Annotated in this window: 12 protein-coding genes; 7 read left to right on the forward strand and 5 right to left on the reverse strand. The window is 70.9% G+C overall.

The annotated features are described in order from the left end of the window. Positions 1-419 precede the first annotated feature (419 nt). The 3 genes from OG507_RS23145 to OG507_RS23155 all read left to right on the forward strand — a co-directional run bounded on the left by OG507_RS23145 (position 420) and on the right by OG507_RS23155 (position 5,978). Positions 420-1,355 carry a DUF3027 domain-containing protein gene (locus OG507_RS23145; RefSeq protein WP_327369102.1) on the forward strand — a complete coding sequence of 312 codons (936 nt, stop codon included), beginning with the start codon at positions 420-422 and terminating at the stop codon, positions 1,353-1,355. A gap of 300 nt (positions 1,356-1,655) precedes the next feature. Continuing rightward, positions 1,656-4,886, forward strand: a complete 3,231-nt coding sequence (locus tag OG507_RS23150) for a sacsin N-terminal ATP-binding-like domain-containing protein (RefSeq protein ID WP_327372058.1) — start codon at positions 1,656-1,658, stop codon at positions 4,884-4,886. Positions 4,887-5,093: 207 nt separating this feature from the next. Then, positions 5,094-5,978 carry a DUF5707 domain-containing protein gene (locus OG507_RS23155; RefSeq protein ID WP_327369103.1) on the forward strand — a complete coding sequence of 295 codons (885 nt, stop codon included), beginning with the start codon at positions 5,094-5,096 and terminating at the stop codon, positions 5,976-5,978. 21 nt (positions 5,979-5,999) lie between these two features. On the opposite strand, the gene OG507_RS23160 is transcribed toward OG507_RS23155, so the two are convergent. After that, positions 6,000-8,480, reverse strand: coding sequence for an HAD-IC family P-type ATPase (locus OG507_RS23160; protein WP_327369104.1), 2,481 nt, complete (start codon positions 8,478-8,480; stop codon positions 6,000-6,002). A gap of 126 nt (positions 8,481-8,606) precedes the next feature. Continuing rightward, a complete protein-coding gene (locus OG507_RS23165; protein WP_327369105.1) occupies positions 8,607-8,900 on the reverse strand; it encodes a DUF2530 domain-containing protein in 294 nt (97 codons plus the stop codon). Between the two features lie 187 nt (positions 8,901-9,087). Here OG507_RS23165 and OG507_RS23170 point away from each other — a divergent pair, with 187 nt between their 5' ends. Continuing rightward, positions 9,088-10,542 (forward strand): NCS2 family permease, encoded by a 1,455-nt coding sequence (locus tag OG507_RS23170; protein ID WP_327369106.1) that lies wholly within the window; start codon positions 9,088-9,090, stop codon positions 10,540-10,542. Here OG507_RS23170 and OG507_RS23175 read toward each other — a convergent pair. After that, complete coding sequence (locus tag OG507_RS23175; RefSeq protein WP_327369107.1) at positions 10,535-10,750, reverse strand: ribbon-helix-helix protein, CopG family; 216 nt, start codon at positions 10,748-10,750, stop codon at positions 10,535-10,537. The two genes, OG507_RS23170 and OG507_RS23175, sit on opposite strands and share 8 nt — an antisense overlap. Positions 10,751-10,895: 145 nt before the next feature. On the opposite strand from OG507_RS23175, the gene OG507_RS23180 reads away from it, so the two are divergent. Both OG507_RS23180 and OG507_RS23185 read left to right on the forward strand, forming a co-directional pair. Next, the gene (locus tag OG507_RS23180) at positions 10,896-11,336 is read left to right on the forward strand and encodes a MarR family winged helix-turn-helix transcriptional regulator (RefSeq protein WP_327273742.1); all 441 of its coding nucleotides are present in this window, start codon (positions 10,896-10,898) and stop codon (positions 11,334-11,336) included. Positions 11,337-11,432: 96 nt separating this feature from the next. Continuing rightward, positions 11,433-12,767 (forward strand): MFS transporter, encoded by a 1,335-nt coding sequence (locus OG507_RS23185; RefSeq protein WP_327369108.1) that lies wholly within the window; start codon positions 11,433-11,435, stop codon positions 12,765-12,767. A gap of 74 nt (positions 12,768-12,841) precedes the next feature. Here the strand turns inward: OG507_RS23185 and OG507_RS23190 are convergent, their stop codons facing one another. Further along, positions 12,842-13,399 carry a Uma2 family endonuclease gene (locus OG507_RS23190; protein ID WP_327372059.1) on the reverse strand — a complete coding sequence of 186 codons (558 nt, stop codon included), beginning with the start codon at positions 13,397-13,399 and terminating at the stop codon, positions 12,842-12,844. Between the two features lie 135 nt (positions 13,400-13,534). On the opposite strand from OG507_RS23190, the gene thpR reads away from it, so the two are divergent. Further along, the gene (gene thpR / locus OG507_RS23195; RefSeq protein WP_327369109.1) at positions 13,535-14,107 is read left to right on the forward strand and encodes an RNA 2',3'-cyclic phosphodiesterase; all 573 of its coding nucleotides are present in this window, start codon (positions 13,535-13,537) and stop codon (positions 14,105-14,107) included. A gap of 140 nt (positions 14,108-14,247) precedes the next feature. Here thpR and OG507_RS23200 read toward each other — a convergent pair whose 3' ends face one another. After that, positions 14,248-15,024, reverse strand: a complete 777-nt coding sequence (locus OG507_RS23200) for an alpha/beta fold hydrolase (protein WP_327369110.1) — start codon at positions 15,022-15,024, stop codon at positions 14,248-14,250. Positions 15,025-15,106: the final 82 nt, after the last annotated feature.

Consider the following 15,106-nt stretch of genomic DNA (forward strand, 5'->3'; position numbering starts at 1 on the left):
CCAGTCGCGGCGGCGGTGAACCGGGAACGGCGCGGGGCGCGGTGCACTCCGCCCTGTCGGGTCAGTGGCCGGCCCGGCCCGGGCGGGACAGGCCGGGGCCCGGCCGGCCGGCATTTGCGACGGTTCCGGGGCCGCCCTCATACGGGATGCGGCGTCGTATACGGCCTTGTTTGGGACGTGCAGGTGGGCGGGGGGCGGCGGAGAGGGTAGCGTGCGTAGCGCGCCACCGGCGGTTGTTCTCGGCCGCGCGCCTATCGGCGATCCCGCAGAATGGATAGCAGAAGGTGCGCCCGAGGAAGGCACAACGGGTGTGGACGTCGACGCGGCCCCCAGGTCCGCTCCGCCCGCATCCGTCATGGCCGGAATCGATGGATGTGCTGGCGCGCTCGTGAGACTGGCGTAGGAGAGAAGCGAGACCTGTGAGTGCTGCGACGACGCGAAGCCGTACGGCCCGTACCCCTGTCCCGGACCGTCTGTGCGCCGAGGCGGTAGACCTCGCACGCGCGGCGGCCGAGGAGGCAGCCGCGCCGGGGGTCGTCGGTGAGCATGTGGGCCTGGTCTCCGAGGGGGACCGGGTCGTCACGCACTTCTTCGAGTGCAAGGAGCCGGGGTACCGGGGCTGGCGCTGGGCGGTGACCGTCGCGCGGGCGTCCCGCGCGAAGAACGTCACCCTCGACGAGACGGTGCTGCTGCCCGGCAGCGATGCGCTCCTCGCCCCGGAGTGGGTGCCGTGGAGCGAGCGGCTGCGGCCCGGGGACATGGGGCCGGGCGATCTGCTGCCCACCGAGGCGGACGACATCCGCCTGGAGCCCGGCTACTCCGGCGAGGACGAGCCGGCGCCGAACTCCGCGGTTTCCGAGGTGTCCGGGGAGCTGGCCGACCTCGTCGACGCGGAGGACGCTGAGCTGACGACGCGCCCCGCGGCGACGAGCCGGGGCTCGATCGAGGCGGTCGCGGAGGAGCTCGGCATGCGCCGGGCGCGGGTGCTGTCGCGGTACGGGCTGCATACGGCGGCCGACCGGTGGGACGAGGCGTTCGGCGCGAAGACGCCGATGGCCCAGGCGGCTCCGGCGTCGTGCGTCACGTGTGCGTTCCTGGTGCCGCTGGCGGGGTCGCTGAAGCAGGCGTTCGGGGTGTGCGCGAACGAGTTCGGTCCTGCGGACGGGCATGTGGTGTCGCTGTCGTACGGGTGCGGTGGGCATTCGGAGGCGGCGGTGATGCCGAAGCCGCCGAAGCCGGCGCCGCATGCGCTGGACACGATGCAGGTGGATGAGTATCCGTTGCGCCCGGCGCGGGATTCCGGGTCGGTTCCGGCGGAGCCGGACGGTCCTACCGAGGATCTCGGCCACTCCTGACGGGGAGGGGTGCGGGGATTCCGGGTTTTCCGGCGCGCCCGGCCGTCGGGCCTGCGGGTTCTTATGGCGGACCGGTTTTGTCCTCAATCGCCGGGCAGGCTGGTTCTTCGCCGGACGGGCCGGTTTTCGGCGTTTGAGGACGGAACCGGGGCCGTGGTGCGTGGTGCGGCAGAATCCGGCCTTGCCGCGGGCAACCCCGCAGACGTGGTTCCCCCTCAGGCGTGAGGACCCGGTAGCTTCGGGCGCACACTGGCGGCACGGGCAACGCGTAACCGGAAAGAGCGGAGTCAGAGCGTGAGCATGAATGCGACCGAGGGGGCCGACCCGTTCGGGACCGCACGGCTGCGGCGCGGTGTGCTCGACGCCTGGGGCGCGGGCCCCGCCAGGTTCCGGGAGGACGCCAACGCCGAGGAGGACCTCGCGCTCGGCGGCTACCGCGACCGCCTCGTCGTCGAGCTGGCCCAGAACGCCGCCGACGCCGCCGCCCGCGCACAGGTCCCCGGCCGGCTCCGTCTCACCCTTCACCCGGCGACCGCGGACGCCCCCGCCGTGCTCGCCGCCGCCAATACCGGCGCCGCCCTCGACGCCACCGGCGTGGAGTCGCTCTCCACCCTGCGCGCCTCCGCCAAGCGCGAGGGCCACGAGGGCGCCGTGGGCAGGTTCGGCGTCGGGTTCGCCGCCGTGCTCGCGGTGAGCGACGAGCCCGCCGTCGTCGGCCGGCACGGCGGCGTCCGCTGGTCCCTCGCCGAGGCCCGCGACCTTGCCGCGCGGACGGCCGTCGCCAGCCCCGGCCTCGGCGACGAGCTGCGCCGCCGCGACGGCCACGTGCCCCTGCTGCGGCTCCCGCTGCCCGCCGAGGGCACCGCACCCGACGGGTACGACACCGTCGTCGTCCTCCCGCTGCGCGACGGCGGCGCCGAGGACCTCGTGGTCCGGCTGCTCGACGCGGTCGACGACGCGCTCCTGCTCACCCTGCGCGGCATCAGCGAGATCGTGATCGAAACCCCGGACGCCGTACGGACGTTGCGCCGCTCGCAGCACGGCCCGTACACCCACGTCGAGGACTCCGCGCACGGCACGCACCGCTGGCGGACCGTCACCCACCACGGCCCCGTCGAGCCCGCCCTGCTCGCCGACCGGCCCCGCGAGGAACGGCTGCGACCGCACTGGTCGGTCACCTGGGCGGTCCCGGTGGACACCGAGGGCGCCCCGGTACGCCCCCGTACCGTCCCCGTCGTCCACGCGCCGACCCCCACCGACGAACCCCTCGGCATCCCCGCGCTGCTCATCGCGTCGCTGCCGCTCGACACCACCCGCCGCCACCCCGCGGCAGGACCGCTGACCGACTTCCTGGTGCAGCGCGCGGCCGACGCGTACGCCGAACTGCTCGCCGACTGGCAGCCGGTGTCCATCGACACCATCGACCTCGTCCCCGGGCCGCTCGGCAAGGGCGAACTGGACGGCGCCCTGCGCGGCGCGATCCTGGCGCGGCTGCCGCGCGTCGCCTTCCTGGAGCCCGCCGCCCCGCGCGAGCCCACCACCGAGACGGACCGGTGGGACAGCTGGGACGCGGAGGCGGACGGCATCCGCGCTACGACCACCACCGCGCTGCGCCCCATCGAGGCCGAGGTGCTGGAGGGCGTCGGCGCCGAGACCGTACGGGTGCTCGCCGAGGTCCTGCCGTGCCTGCTGCCCGCCGGACTGGAGCGCCGCAGCGAACTGCGCACCCTCGGGATCGCCCGCGTCCCGCTGACCGAGGCGATCGACCGGCTCGCCGGTCTGGAGCGCGACCCCGGATGGTGGCGGCGGCTCTACGAGAGCCTGTCCGGCATCGACCCGGACCGCCTTTCCGGCCTCCCCGTCCCGCTGGCCGGGACAGATCTCCCCGTCCCGTCGGCCGGGGCCGAGCCGTCGGACTCCGGGATTCCGGTCGCCCCCCGCACCACCATCGGCCCCCGCCAGGTCCTCCTCCCGCTCCCGGGCGCGCTCACAGGCCCCGTCCTGGAACGTCTCGCCCGGCTCGGGCTGAAGGTCGCGCACCCGGACGCCGCCCATCCGCTGCTGGAGAAGCTCGGCGCCCTGCCCGCCACCCCGCGCGCCGTGCTGACGACCCCGCAGGTGCGGGCCGCCGTCGCCGGATCGCTGGACGCGGGCGAGATCTGGGACGAGGACGCGCTGGACGCCGACGAGCTCGCCGAGACCGTCCTCACCCTCGTACGGGACGCCGAACTGGCCCCCGGCGACGAGCCCTGGCTCGGTGCGCTCGCCCTCCCCGACGAGGACGGCGAACCCGCGCCCGCCGGTGAACTCGTGCTGCCGGGAAGCCCCTTCGCATCCATCATGCGGGAAGGCGAACTGGCGCTCTGCGACCAGGAGTTGACCGACCACTGGGGCGAGCAGCCGCTCACCGCCTGTGGAGTGCTCGCCACCTTCGCCCTCGTGCGGGCCACCGATGTCGTCCTGGACCCGGACGAACTGGAGCCCCGCGAGGGCGACTTCGCCGAGCCCGACGACGCCGGACTGCTCGACGCCGTGGACGTGTGGTGCGAGGACATCCTCGACCGGCTGCCCGACACCCCGGTGCCGCCGGTCGCCACCGAACTCGTCGCCGTACGCGATCTCGACCTCGTCGACGACGACGCGTGGCCGCAGGCCCTCGCCCTGCTCGCCCGGCCGCCGCTGCGCGACGCGCTGACCCAGCCGGTGCGGGTGCTGCTGCCCGACGGCACGACGCAGTCGGTCCGCCCGTACACGGCCTGGTGGCTGCGCGACCACCCCGTGCTCGACGGCCGCCGCCCCGCCGGTCTGCGCGCGGCGAGCGGCGACCCCCGGCTCGCCGGACTGTACGACTCCGCCGACGCGACGGGCTTCGACGACGCCCAGGTGCTGCGCGCCCTCGGCGTACGGACGTCCGTGGCCGCTCTCCTCGACGAGCCGGGCGGCGCGGCCGAACTCCTCGGCCGGCTCGCGGACGAGGACCGCGAGGTCGGTCCCGTACAACTGCACTCCCTGTACACGGCCCTGGCCGATCTGGATCCCGAGCAGGTCACGCTGCCCGATGAACTGCGGGCCGTGGTCGACGGCGAGGCGCGGGTCGTCGACGCGGCGGACGCCGTGATCGCGGACGCCCCGGATCTGCTGCCGCTCACCGGCGGGCTCCCGCTGCTGCCGGTCGCCCCGACGCGCGCGGCCGAGCTGACCGAGCTGTTCCAGGTGCGGCGGCTCGGCGAGAGCGTCGAGGCGCAGGTGACGACGGAGGGCGAGGAGCACCGGGTGCCGGACTCGGTACGGGTGCTGCTCGGCGCCGGAACCCCGGAGGCGTACATCGAACACGGCGAACTGCGCGCGGGCGGCGTCGAACTGGACTGGCGCCGCACCCCCGACGGGACCGTGCACGCCGCCACGCTGGAGGGCGTCGCCGCGGGCCTGGCCTGGGCGGCCGGGCAGTGGCCGCGCCGCTTCGAGGTCGCGGCACTGCTGGAGGACCCGTCCCGTACGGAGGAACTGGCCCGGGACCGCTGGTTCGACTGACGGCGGTTCGTGGCCCCGTGCGTCGACCGTCCGCCGTGGGGCGGCACGCGCGGGGCCGCAGGGTGACGTGCAAGAGAACACCGGATTGCGTACAACCCTTCACCTGCGTAAGAGGTCTGGTCTGTGGAGTCAGCAGACTCACAGACCACACGAGCCCGGCCGGGTCGCACCACGTACTCGCCGGGCCTTTCTCCACTGGGGAAACACATGCGTATTCGCGCCACTGTCGCAGCCGCCTCCGGCGCCCTGGCTCTGTCCGCTCTGGCCGTTCCGGCCGCCCACGCGGGCGACCACTCCGCTGCGAACCTGAACAAGCCGACGTCGGCCTCCGAGGTCTTCGGCATCACCGCGCAGCGTTCCTCGAAGGCCGCCGCGGCCACCACCGCGGCCGCCGCGGAGCCCGTCATCTCGAAGGTCGTCGTCAACGGCGGCAAGGACATCGTCCTGGGCACCACGAACGCGAAGACGATCTCCATCTCGGTCACCGCCTCGCACGCGTCCGGTGTCGTCGACGCCTACGCCGACCTGTGGCACGGCACGGACCCGTCCTCACCGGACACCATCGACGGGGCGATCCTGCCGAACGAGGACGCCGCGTCGTGCACCAAGGCCAGCGCGACGACCTCGACCTGCAAGCTGACCTTCACGATCTACCCGCGCTACGACCTGTACAAGAACGCCCTGGCCGGCACCTGGCACGTCTCGGCGGGTGCGCTCGCCGGTACCGGCGCCGACGTCGCCTACACCGACTTCTACAGCACCGCCCGTGTGCAGCGGCTGTCGAAGCTGACGGTCAACGCCTCCCCGGAGCCCGTGAAGAAGGGCGCCACGATCACGGCCACCGGCAAGCTCACGCGGGCGAACTGGGAGACCTTCAAGTACCAGGGCTACACCGGCCAGTCGGTGAAGCTCCAGTTCCGCAAGAGCGGCAGCTCCACCTACACCACCATCAAGACCATCAAGACGAACAGCACCGGCAACCTGAAGACGACCGTCAAGGCCTCGGTCGACGGCTACTGGCGTTACAGCTTCGCCGGTACGTCCACCACCCCGGCCGTCACCACCGCGGGCGACTTCGTCGACGTGAAGTAACCCGCGGGCATCAGCACAGGGTTACGACGGGAAGCGGCGGCCGACCAGCCGCCAGGCGTACTCCAGGCCGGCCGCCGCCACCACCGCGATCCCCACCGCGGCCCACGGCATCGTCGCTCCCACCAGCTTCAGCGCGAAGAAGTCCTGCAGCCACGGCACCACCAGCACGACGAGGAACGCCAGTCCCATCGTCGCCACCAGGCAGATCCGCCACCAGGTGTACGGGCGGGCGATGATCGCCAGGACCCACATCGAGACCAGGAACAGCGTGAGTGTCGCCGCGCTGGTCTCCGCGTCCAGCGCACCCGTACCGGAGTAGTGGTGCCGGGCGATCAGATACGTCACGAAGGTGGCGACGGCCGCGATGACGCCCGACGGGATCGCGTACCGCATGACACGGCGCACGAAGTGCGGATGGGCGCGTTCCGTGTTGGGGGCGAGGGCCAGGAAGAACGCCGGAACGCCGATCGTCAGCGTCGACAGCAGGGTCAGATGGCGCGGCAGGAACGGGTAGTCGACCTGGAAGCAGACCACCAGGATGGCCAGCAGCACCGAGTAGACGGTCTTGGTCAGGAACAGGGTGGCGACCCGGGTGATGTTGCCGATCACCCGGCGGCCCTCGGCGACGACGGACGGCAGCGTCGCGAAGCTGTTGTTGAGCAGCACGATCTGGGCGACGGCCCGGGTCGCCTCGGAGCCCGAACCCATGGAGACGCCGATGTCGGCGTCCTTGAGCGCCAGTACGTCGTTGACGCCGTCGCCGGTCATCGCGACGGTGTGGCCGCGGGACTGGAGCGCGCCGACCATGTCCCGCTTCTGCTGAGGGGTGACCCGGCCGAAGACCGCGTTCTCCTCCATGGCCGTGGCCATGGCGTCCGGGTCGGTGGGCAGCCGGCGCGCGTCCATGGTGTTCTCGGCGCCCGGCAGGCCGAGCTTTCCGGCGACCGCGCCGACGGAGACCGCGTTGTCGCCGGAGATGACCTTGGCGGCGACCCGCTGTTCGGCGAAGTAGGCCAGCGTCTGACCGGCGTCCGGCCGCAGTCGCTGCTCCAGGACGACGAGCGCGCTCGGTACGGCCCCGGCGGCGATGTCCGGCCCGTCCAGTCCGCCCCGCGCCCGGGCCAGCAGCAGCACCCGCAGCCCCTGCTCGTTGAGCTGCTCGATCTCGGTGAGCGCCGGGTCCTGTTCGGGCAGCAGCACATCGGGGGCGCCGAGCAGCCAGGCCGAGGCCCGGCCGCTGCCCTCGTCGAACGCGGCGCCGCTGTACTTGCGGGCCGAGGAGAACGGCAGCGACTGCGTGCACCGCCACTCCTCGCCGTCCGGGTAGGCGTCGAGGATGGCCTGCAGGCTGGCGTTGGGCCGGGGGTCGGAGGCGCCGAGGGCGCCCAGCACACGGCGCAGATACGCGTCGTCCGCATCGCCCAGCGCCCGCACCTCGGTGACGTCCATGCCGCCCTCGGTGAGGGTGCCGGTCTTGTCCAGGCAGACGACGTCGACGCGGGCCAGGCCCTCGATGGCGGGGAGCTCCTGCACCAGGCACTGCTTGCGGCCGAGCCGTACGACGCCGATCGCGAAGGCGACCGAGGTGAGCAGCACCAGCCCCTCCGGGATCATCGGGACGATGCCGCCGACCGTCCGGGCGACCGACTCCTTGAAGTCGTTGTTCTTGACGACGAGCTGGCTGATGATCAGGCCGATCGCGGTCGGCACCATCATCCAGGTGACGTACTTGAGGATGGTGGAGATGCCGGTGCGCAGCTCGGACTGGACGAGGGTGAAGCGGGACGCCTCCTCGGCGAGCTGCGCGGCGTAGGCCTCGCGGCCGACCTTGGTGGCGGCGAACGAGCCGCCGCCCGCGACGACGAAGCTGCCGGACATCACGGGGTCGCCGGGCTGCTTCAGCACCGGGTCGGCCTCGCCGGTGAGCAGCGATTCGTCGATCTCCAGGCTGTCGGCCTCGGCGACCGTGCCGTCCACGACGACCTTGTCGCCGGGGCCCAGCTCGACGAGATCGCCGAGGACGATCTCGGAGGTGGAGATCTCGGCGGAGACGCCGTCGCGCCGCACCGTGGGTTTCGCCTCGCCGATGACCGCGAGGCTGTCGAGGGTCTTCTTGGCCCGCCACTCCTGGACGATGCCGATGCCGGTGTTGGCGACGATCACGAAGCCGAAGAGGCTGTCCTGGATCGGCGCGACGAACAGCATGATCAGCCAGAGCACGCCGATGATCAGGTTGAACCGGGTGAAGACGTTGGCGCGGACGATCTCGGTGACGGAGCGGGAGGAGCGGACGGGTACGTCGTTGACCTCGCCGCGGGCGATCCGCTCGGCCACCTCGGCCGCGGTCAGCCCACGGGTGTCGACGGCCAGGGTCGGCAGCTTCATCGGATGGACCGGGTCGAGCTCGGACCCGGCGTCGATCATGGCCGGCCCCGGGGGGCCGCCTGGACCGGATGACTCGGGAGTCTGTTCGCCGGAGGAATGGGGTGCCCGCTGCGTCATGGTTCCGACGGTACGGGTCGATGGTCCGATTCACCCACCGAGGATCGGAAGATCAGACCGGGGGAGGAGGGGGATGGTCCTGCGGTGGTAGGAGACGGTTACGGGAGACCCTGATGCCGGACGGCGTCAGTCGGTGTCCGTACCGGCGCCGGGCGCCGGAGTTCCGGCCGGCTCCCCGGCCGCCGCCCGCTTGATCGCCGCGTCGCGTCCCCGTACGTACCAGATGCCGATCAGGCCGAGTCCCGCACCGGCCAGGCATGTCCACACCCACCACAGATGCCCGTGGTCGTCGAACCAGCCGTAGAACGGGAGCTGGACCAGGAAGAGGACGAACCAGAGGATCGTGCCGCCGGTGATGGTGGCGACGACGGGCCCCTCCAGGGGCTCGGGTGCCTCGTGCTTCGGTGTCCACTTCGCCATGGGGTCAGTGTATGCGGCCTCCATGTAGAGCAGGTCGGACCAGTCGGCCCAAGGGTCTACGCGCGGAGATAGCGATCTTCGCCTTATGTATTCATACTGAAACTGCTTGCGGCTGGCTCGATTCATTCGTGTGAAAGTCCAAGGCTGGCTGTTTTTCTCCCCCCACTACGCACGACTGAGGTCTTACATGTCCCCCTCGGCCACCGCTTCGGTCGACTCCAGGCAGCCCATAGCTCCACAGCCGCACAACGGCCTGGACCGTTTCTTCAAGATCTCCGAGCGGGGGTCGTCGGTCGCGCGCGAGATCCGCGGCGGTTTCGCCACGTTCTTCGCGATGGCGTACATCATCGTGCTGAACCCGATCATCCTCGGCAGCGCGAAGGACATGTACGGGCACCAGCTCGACAGCGGCCAGCTGGTCACCGCCACCGTGCTGACCGCCGCGCTCTCCACGCTGCTGATGGGCGTCATCGGCAATGTGCCGATCGCGCTGGCCGCCGGTCTCGGCGTCAACACCGTGGTGGCCCTCCAGCTCGCCCCCAGGATGAGCTGGCCGGACGCGATGGGCATGGTCGTCCTCGCGGGCATCGTGGTCATGCTGCTGGTCGCGACCGGACTGCGGGAACGCGTGATGCACGCCGTGCCGAAGTCGCTCCGCAAGGGCATCGCGATCGGCATCGGCCTCTTCATCCTGCTGATCGGCCTGGTCGACTCGGGCTTCGTCTCCCGTATCCCGGACGCCGCGCACACCACCGTTCCGCTGCAGCTCGGCAGCGACGGTCATCTCAACGGCTGGCCGGTCCTCGTCTTCGTCATCGGCGCGCTGCTCACGCTCGCGCTGATCGTCCGCAAGGTGCCGGGCGCCATCCTGATCTCCATCGTGGCGATGACGGTCGTCGCGCTGGCCATCGACGCGATCGCCGATCTGCCGGGCGAGGCGTGGGGCCTGACCGTCCCGCAGTGGCCGGGCAATCCCGTCGCCACCCCGGACTTCGGGCTGATCGGCAAGGTCAGCCTGTTCGGCGGCTTCGACAAGGTCGGTGTGCTCACCGGCGTCCTGTTCGTCTTCACCGTGCTGCTGTCCTGCTTCTTCGACGCGATGGGCACCATCCTCGGCGTCGGCGACGAGGCGAAGCTGACGGACAAGGACGGCAACTTCCCCGGCATCAACAAGGTGCTGTTCGTGGACGGCATCGCGGTCGCCGCGGGCGGTGCGAGCTCCTCCTCCGCCTCCACCTGCTTCGTGGAGTCCACGGCGGGTGTCGGCGAGGGGGCCCGCACCGGCTTCGCGAGCATCGTGACGGGTCTGCTGTTCACGGTGGCGCTGTTCCTGACGCCGCTGGCGACCATGGTTCCGTCGCAGGCCGCCACCCCGGCGCTGCTGGCGGTCGGCTTCCTGATCATCGCGGGTTCGGTGCGCGACATCGACTGGAGCGACTACACGCTCGCCATCCCGGCCTTCCTGGCCATGCTGATGATGCCGTTCACGTACTCGATCACCAACGGCATCGGCATCGGCTTCATCGCCTTCTCCGTGCTGCGGATCGTGGCCGGGCGCGGGCGCGAGGTGCCCGTGGCCATGTATGTGGTCTCAGCGGTCTTCGTCTTCTACTACGCGATGCCGGCCCTCGGCCTCACGTGACCTCCTCGGCCCTGATTCCCGCGGTCCCTTCCGCGCCGTAGAACTTCTCCGTCTCGTCGACGGCCGCCTTGAAGCGCTCGTCGAAGTCATCGCGAATGAGCGTCCGGACGACATAGTCCTGGACGCTCATTCCGCGTCTGGCGGCATGCTGCCGGAGCCGGTCGAGCAGCTCACCGTCTATACGCAGGCTGAGCACAGTCGATCCCATGGCAAGCAGGGTTACGGCCCCGGAGGCCATTTCGCGTCACTTTCCGGATCCGACTCACTCGTTTGGGTGATCGATTGGGTGAGGTGGCTCTCGTGCGCGTCACACGAATGGTCTTTAGGGTAGGTAATGAGTTACTCTAATAAACATGCCTGACCTGATCCACGACGGCGACAGTGCGGCCGCCGTGAGCTCCCTTCGTTCCGCCGTGATGCTGCTCGGCCGGCGCCTGAAGCACCAGCGCGTCGACGAGTCGCTGAGCCCCACCGAGATGTCGGTGCTGGGCACGCTCGCCCGTTGCGGTTCGGCCACGCCCGGTGAGCTGGCCCGCAAGGAGCATGTGCAGCCCCCTTCGATGACCCGCATCGTCGCGCTGCTGGAGGCAAAGGGACTGGTCAGACTGGAACCGCACCCCGATGACCGTCGCCAGAAGATGGTCAGCCAGACCGAACAGGCGGAAGCCATGCTCGAAGAGAGCCGCTCGAAGCGGAACGCCTGGCTGACCACCCTCGCCGAGGGCCTGGACGAGGACGAGTGGGAGACGCTGCGCAAGGCGGCGCCCGTGCTGGAGAAGCTCGCCCATCTGTAGCGGCAGCGGCCGCGCCGGACGACAGCCGGCGCACCGTCCATGCCGCCGCATCCCCGTCAGTCAGCGAAATGTATACGCCCGAGGAGGCGAACCCTTTTGAGTACGGGACCCGGAGCAGACTCCGCCCCCGCACCGCAATCCACCTACGAGAGCAAGCCCGGCGGGACCTTCTCGTCGCTGAAGATCCGTAACTACCGCCTGTTCGCCACGGGCGCCGTGATCTCCAACACCGGTACCTGGATGTCCCGCATCACGCAGGACTGGCTAGTCCTGAGCCTCACCGGGTCCGCCGCCGCCGTCGGCATCACCACGGCCCTCCAGTTCCTCCCGATGCTTCTCTTCGGCCTCTACGGCGGCGTCATCGCCGACCGGCTCCCGAAGCGGAAGCTTCTTCTCGTCAGCCAGGCGGCGCTCGGCCTGTGCGGGATCGCCCTCGCGGTGCTCACGCTCTCCGGTGTCGTCCAGGTGTGGCACGTCTACCTCATCGCGTTCCTGCTCGGGATGGTGACGGTCGTCGACAACCCGGCTCGTCAGTCGTTCGTCTCCGAGATGGTCGGCCCCGCCCAGCTGCGCAACGCGGTCAGCCTCAACTCGGCGAACTTCCAGTCCGCCCGGCTCATCGGCCCCGCCGTCGCGGGTGTCCTGATCACCACGGTCGGCAGCGGCTGGGCCTTCATGTTCAACGGCCTGTCCTTCGCGGCGCCGCTCATCGGCCTGATGCTGATGCGCACGAGCGAACTGCACAAGACCACCGTCGTGCCGCGCGCCAGGGGCCAGTTGCGGGAGGGCCTGCGTTACGTCTCCGGCCGCCCCGAGCTGATCTGGCCGATCGTCCTGGTCGGCTTCGTCGGCACGTTCGGCTTCAACTTCCCGATCTGGCTCACCGCCTTCGCCGACGAGATCTTCCACGGCGGCGCCGGTATGTACTCCTTCTTCAACATCCTCATGGCGGCCGGTTCCCTCGCGGGCGCCCTGCTCGCCGCCCGCCGCCGCTCCTCGCGGCTGCGGATGCTGGTGGCCGCGGGCACGGTGTTCGGTCTGCTGGAGATCGTCGCGTCCCTGTCGCCGTCCGTCTGGCTCTTCGCGGTCCTGCTGGTACCGATCGGCATGATCGGCCTGACGACCAACATCAGCGCGAACACGAGCGTCCAGATGGCCGCGGATCCGGCGATGCGCGGCCGGGTCATGAGCCTGTACATGATGGTCTTCGCCGGTGGTACGCCGGTGGGCGCCCCGATCGTCGGCTGGATCAGCGACGCCTACGGGGTCCGTACGGCCATGGCGGTCGGCGGTGCGTTCTCCATGGCGGCCGCGCTGGGCGTCGGCTTCATGCTGGCCCGCGTGGGCGGCCTCCGCCTCAAGGTCGACCTCCGCCCGGGCCACCGGCACGTGCGGTTCGTCCCGCGTGAGGAGCTGGCCACGGCGGCCTGAGGGCCGTCCACGGAGCACGTGACGCGGCCCTGTCCGGTGGGTACCGGTCGGAGCCGCGTCACGTATCGGGAGTTTCAGTCGCGGGGAAACCAGTCCGTCCTGAGCGTCAGGTCGACGACGGTACCGGTCAGGTCGATGTCCAGACCGAAGTCCATGGACACCTGCTTGTGGTACGTGCCGTCCTTGGGCTCGCTGTGGATGAGGCACTGGCCGGTGTACGGGTCGACGATCAGGTAGACGGGCACTGCCGCGGCCGCGTACGCGAGTTTCTTCGGACCGTAGTCCGAGGCCGCCGTCCCCTTGGAGATCACCTGGGCCACGAACTCGATGTCCCGCGGCAGCCAGCGCCCCCGGATGTCCTTCTTGGCGCCTGCGGCGAGTTTGACCACGTCGGGTGCGAAGCCGTTCTGTTCCCCGAAGTCGATCCGGACATCCGACAGCACTCGGACGTCCATACCGAACCGGTCCTCCAGCTCGCGGACGATCCTGCGGATGATTTCCCAGCGGACGTCCCGCTGCGGCGACATCGTGATGGCCCCCTCGACGATTTCGACCTTGTAACCCTCGGGGACAGGCATCTGCTTCAGCCGCTCGAACCATTCGTCCAAGCTGAACCCGTAGCTGTCGGCCATGTCGGTCCTGTCGTCGTCAAGTGCGATGGTCACCGTGGCGCTCCTCCCCGCTGCCGCACGGGCGCGCGGGCAGCCGCCCGGCACAACGATACGCACGGAGCCCGGGACACGCCGTCACGGTGCGACACTCGGCCCATGAGCCGCCTCAGACTCTTTGTCGCCGTTCTGCCGCCCGACCACGCGGTCCAGGAGCTGCGCCGTGCCGTCGACCCGCTGCGCGCGCTCCCCGGCGCCGGGAAGCTGCGCTGGACCGGTACGCCCGGCTGGCACTTCACGCTCGCGTTCCTCGGCTCCGTGGACGAGGACGTGCTGCCCGAGCTGCATGAGCGCCTCGCACGGGCGGCCCGCCGCACCGAGCCCTTCCCGCTGCGCATCCACGGGGCGGGCAGGTTCGGCGGGCGGGCGTTGTGGGCGGGGGCCGCGGGAGCACTGGATACGCTGCGCCTTCTCGCCGAACGGGCGGACGCCGCCGCCCGCCGCACCGGCATCCCGATGGAGGAGCACCGCCGCTACGCCGCACACCTCACCCTCGCCCGCAGCCGCACCGAGGCCGACCTGCGCCCCTACGTCGAGGCGCTCGGCGGCTTCGAGGGCACCGTGTGGGAGGTCGGTGAGATCGCCCTCGTACGCAGCAATCTGCCGGTCGCCGGGGTGGCCGGCGAGCAGCCGCGGTACGAGGTGACCGCATCCTGGTCGCTGGGCCGCTGAGACCGGCGGTTACGCTCGGGGGGTGGATCCGAAGACCAGAAACCGCATCATGGCCTCCGTGCTCGTGCTGATGTTCGTCGTCGTCGCCGTGGCAGCCGCCGTCGGCGGGTGACGCGTACGGCGGCCGCGTACCTCCCCCGTCAGGCCCCGACGGCCAGTGCCGTCTGCCTGGCGAACGCCTCGGGGTTGTCCAGCATGATGTTGTGCCCGCACTCCGGGACCGCCACGACCCGCACCCCGTTCTCGATCAGCGCGTCCTCGCCGGGCAGTGGTCCGTTGTCCAGGGGGCGCAGATACGTGCGCGGAATCTTCAGGTCCAGCAGCAGTTCGCGCATCGTCGGCGTCGTCCCGCGCGCGAGATTCACCGCGGTGCGGTGCAGCGCCTCGGGGCCCGCGAGGCGCATGGTCGCCCACCAGTGCGGACCCACCCGCTCGCGCACCTTTGCCAGGCCGCCGGTCAGGAACTCCTCCTCCGTGTAGGCGGCGATGCCGCTGCTGCCCGGCCGCGCCGGACCGGGGGCGACCGGGTCCAGATTGGCGTCGACCAGCACCAGCCGGGCCACCAGGTGCGGATGGCGCGCCGCGAGCACGATCGCCACCGCGCCGCCCATGCTGTGCGCGACCACATCCGTGTCGTACGCGTCGGCCGCCTCCAGCGCCGCCGCCACCGCGTCGGCGTGCTCTTCGAGGGTGTAGCCGAACTCCGTGGGGCGGTCGCTGATCCCGAAGCCGAGCAGGTCCATGAGCAGCGACCGGCTGTCGGCCAGCAACGGGTGGACGGCGCTCGCGGTGAAGTACGGGCCGGACGAGGCCCCGAGCCCGTGCAGATAGACCCGGGTGCGGGTCGTGCCGGGGCGGCCGGGGAGCTCCACCCAGCGGATGCGTGCGCCGTCGGCCGTCACCTGAGCGTGTCGCATGTTTCCTCCTCGTCGCCGTGCACGGTTAAAGCATCGGTGAGACTATACATCGGCATCGATGTATAACGCCATCGGAGATGAT

Source organism: Streptomyces sp. NBC_01217, from assembly GCF_035994185.1.
Classification (GTDB): Bacteria; Actinomycetota; Actinomycetes; order Streptomycetales; family Streptomycetaceae; genus Streptomyces.

Coding starts and splice junctions, on each gene's coding strand:
- OG507_RS23200 (WP_327369110.1), bottom strand. CDS start 15,024: ATGCGACACGCTCAGGTGACGGCCGACGGCGCACGCATCCGCTGGGTG.
- thpR (WP_327369109.1), top strand. CDS start 13,535: ATGAGCCGCCTCAGACTCTTTGTCGCCGTTCTGCCGCCCGACCACGCG.
- OG507_RS23155 (WP_327369103.1), top strand. CDS start 5,094: ATGCGTATTCGCGCCACTGTCGCAGCCGCCTCCGGCGCCCTGGCTCTG.
- OG507_RS23175 (WP_327369107.1), bottom strand. CDS start 10,750: ATGGGATCGACTGTGCTCAGCCTGCGTATAGACGGTGAGCTGCTCGAC.
- OG507_RS23180 (WP_327273742.1), top strand. CDS start 10,896: ATGCCTGACCTGATCCACGACGGCGACAGTGCGGCCGCCGTGAGCTCC.
- OG507_RS23170 (WP_327369106.1), top strand. CDS start 9,088: ATGTCCCCCTCGGCCACCGCTTCGGTCGACTCCAGGCAGCCCATAGCT.
- OG507_RS23190 (WP_327372059.1), bottom strand. CDS start 13,399: ATGGCCGACAGCTACGGGTTCAGCTTGGACGAATGGTTCGAGCGGCTG.
- OG507_RS23150 (WP_327372058.1), top strand. CDS start 1,656: ATGAATGCGACCGAGGGGGCCGACCCGTTCGGGACCGCACGGCTGCGG.
- OG507_RS23165 (WP_327369105.1), bottom strand. CDS start 8,900: ATGGCGAAGTGGACACCGAAGCACGAGGCACCCGAGCCCCTGGAGGGG.
- OG507_RS23160 (WP_327369104.1), bottom strand. CDS start 8,480: ATGACGCAGCGGGCACCCCATTCCTCCGGCGAACAGACTCCCGAGTCA.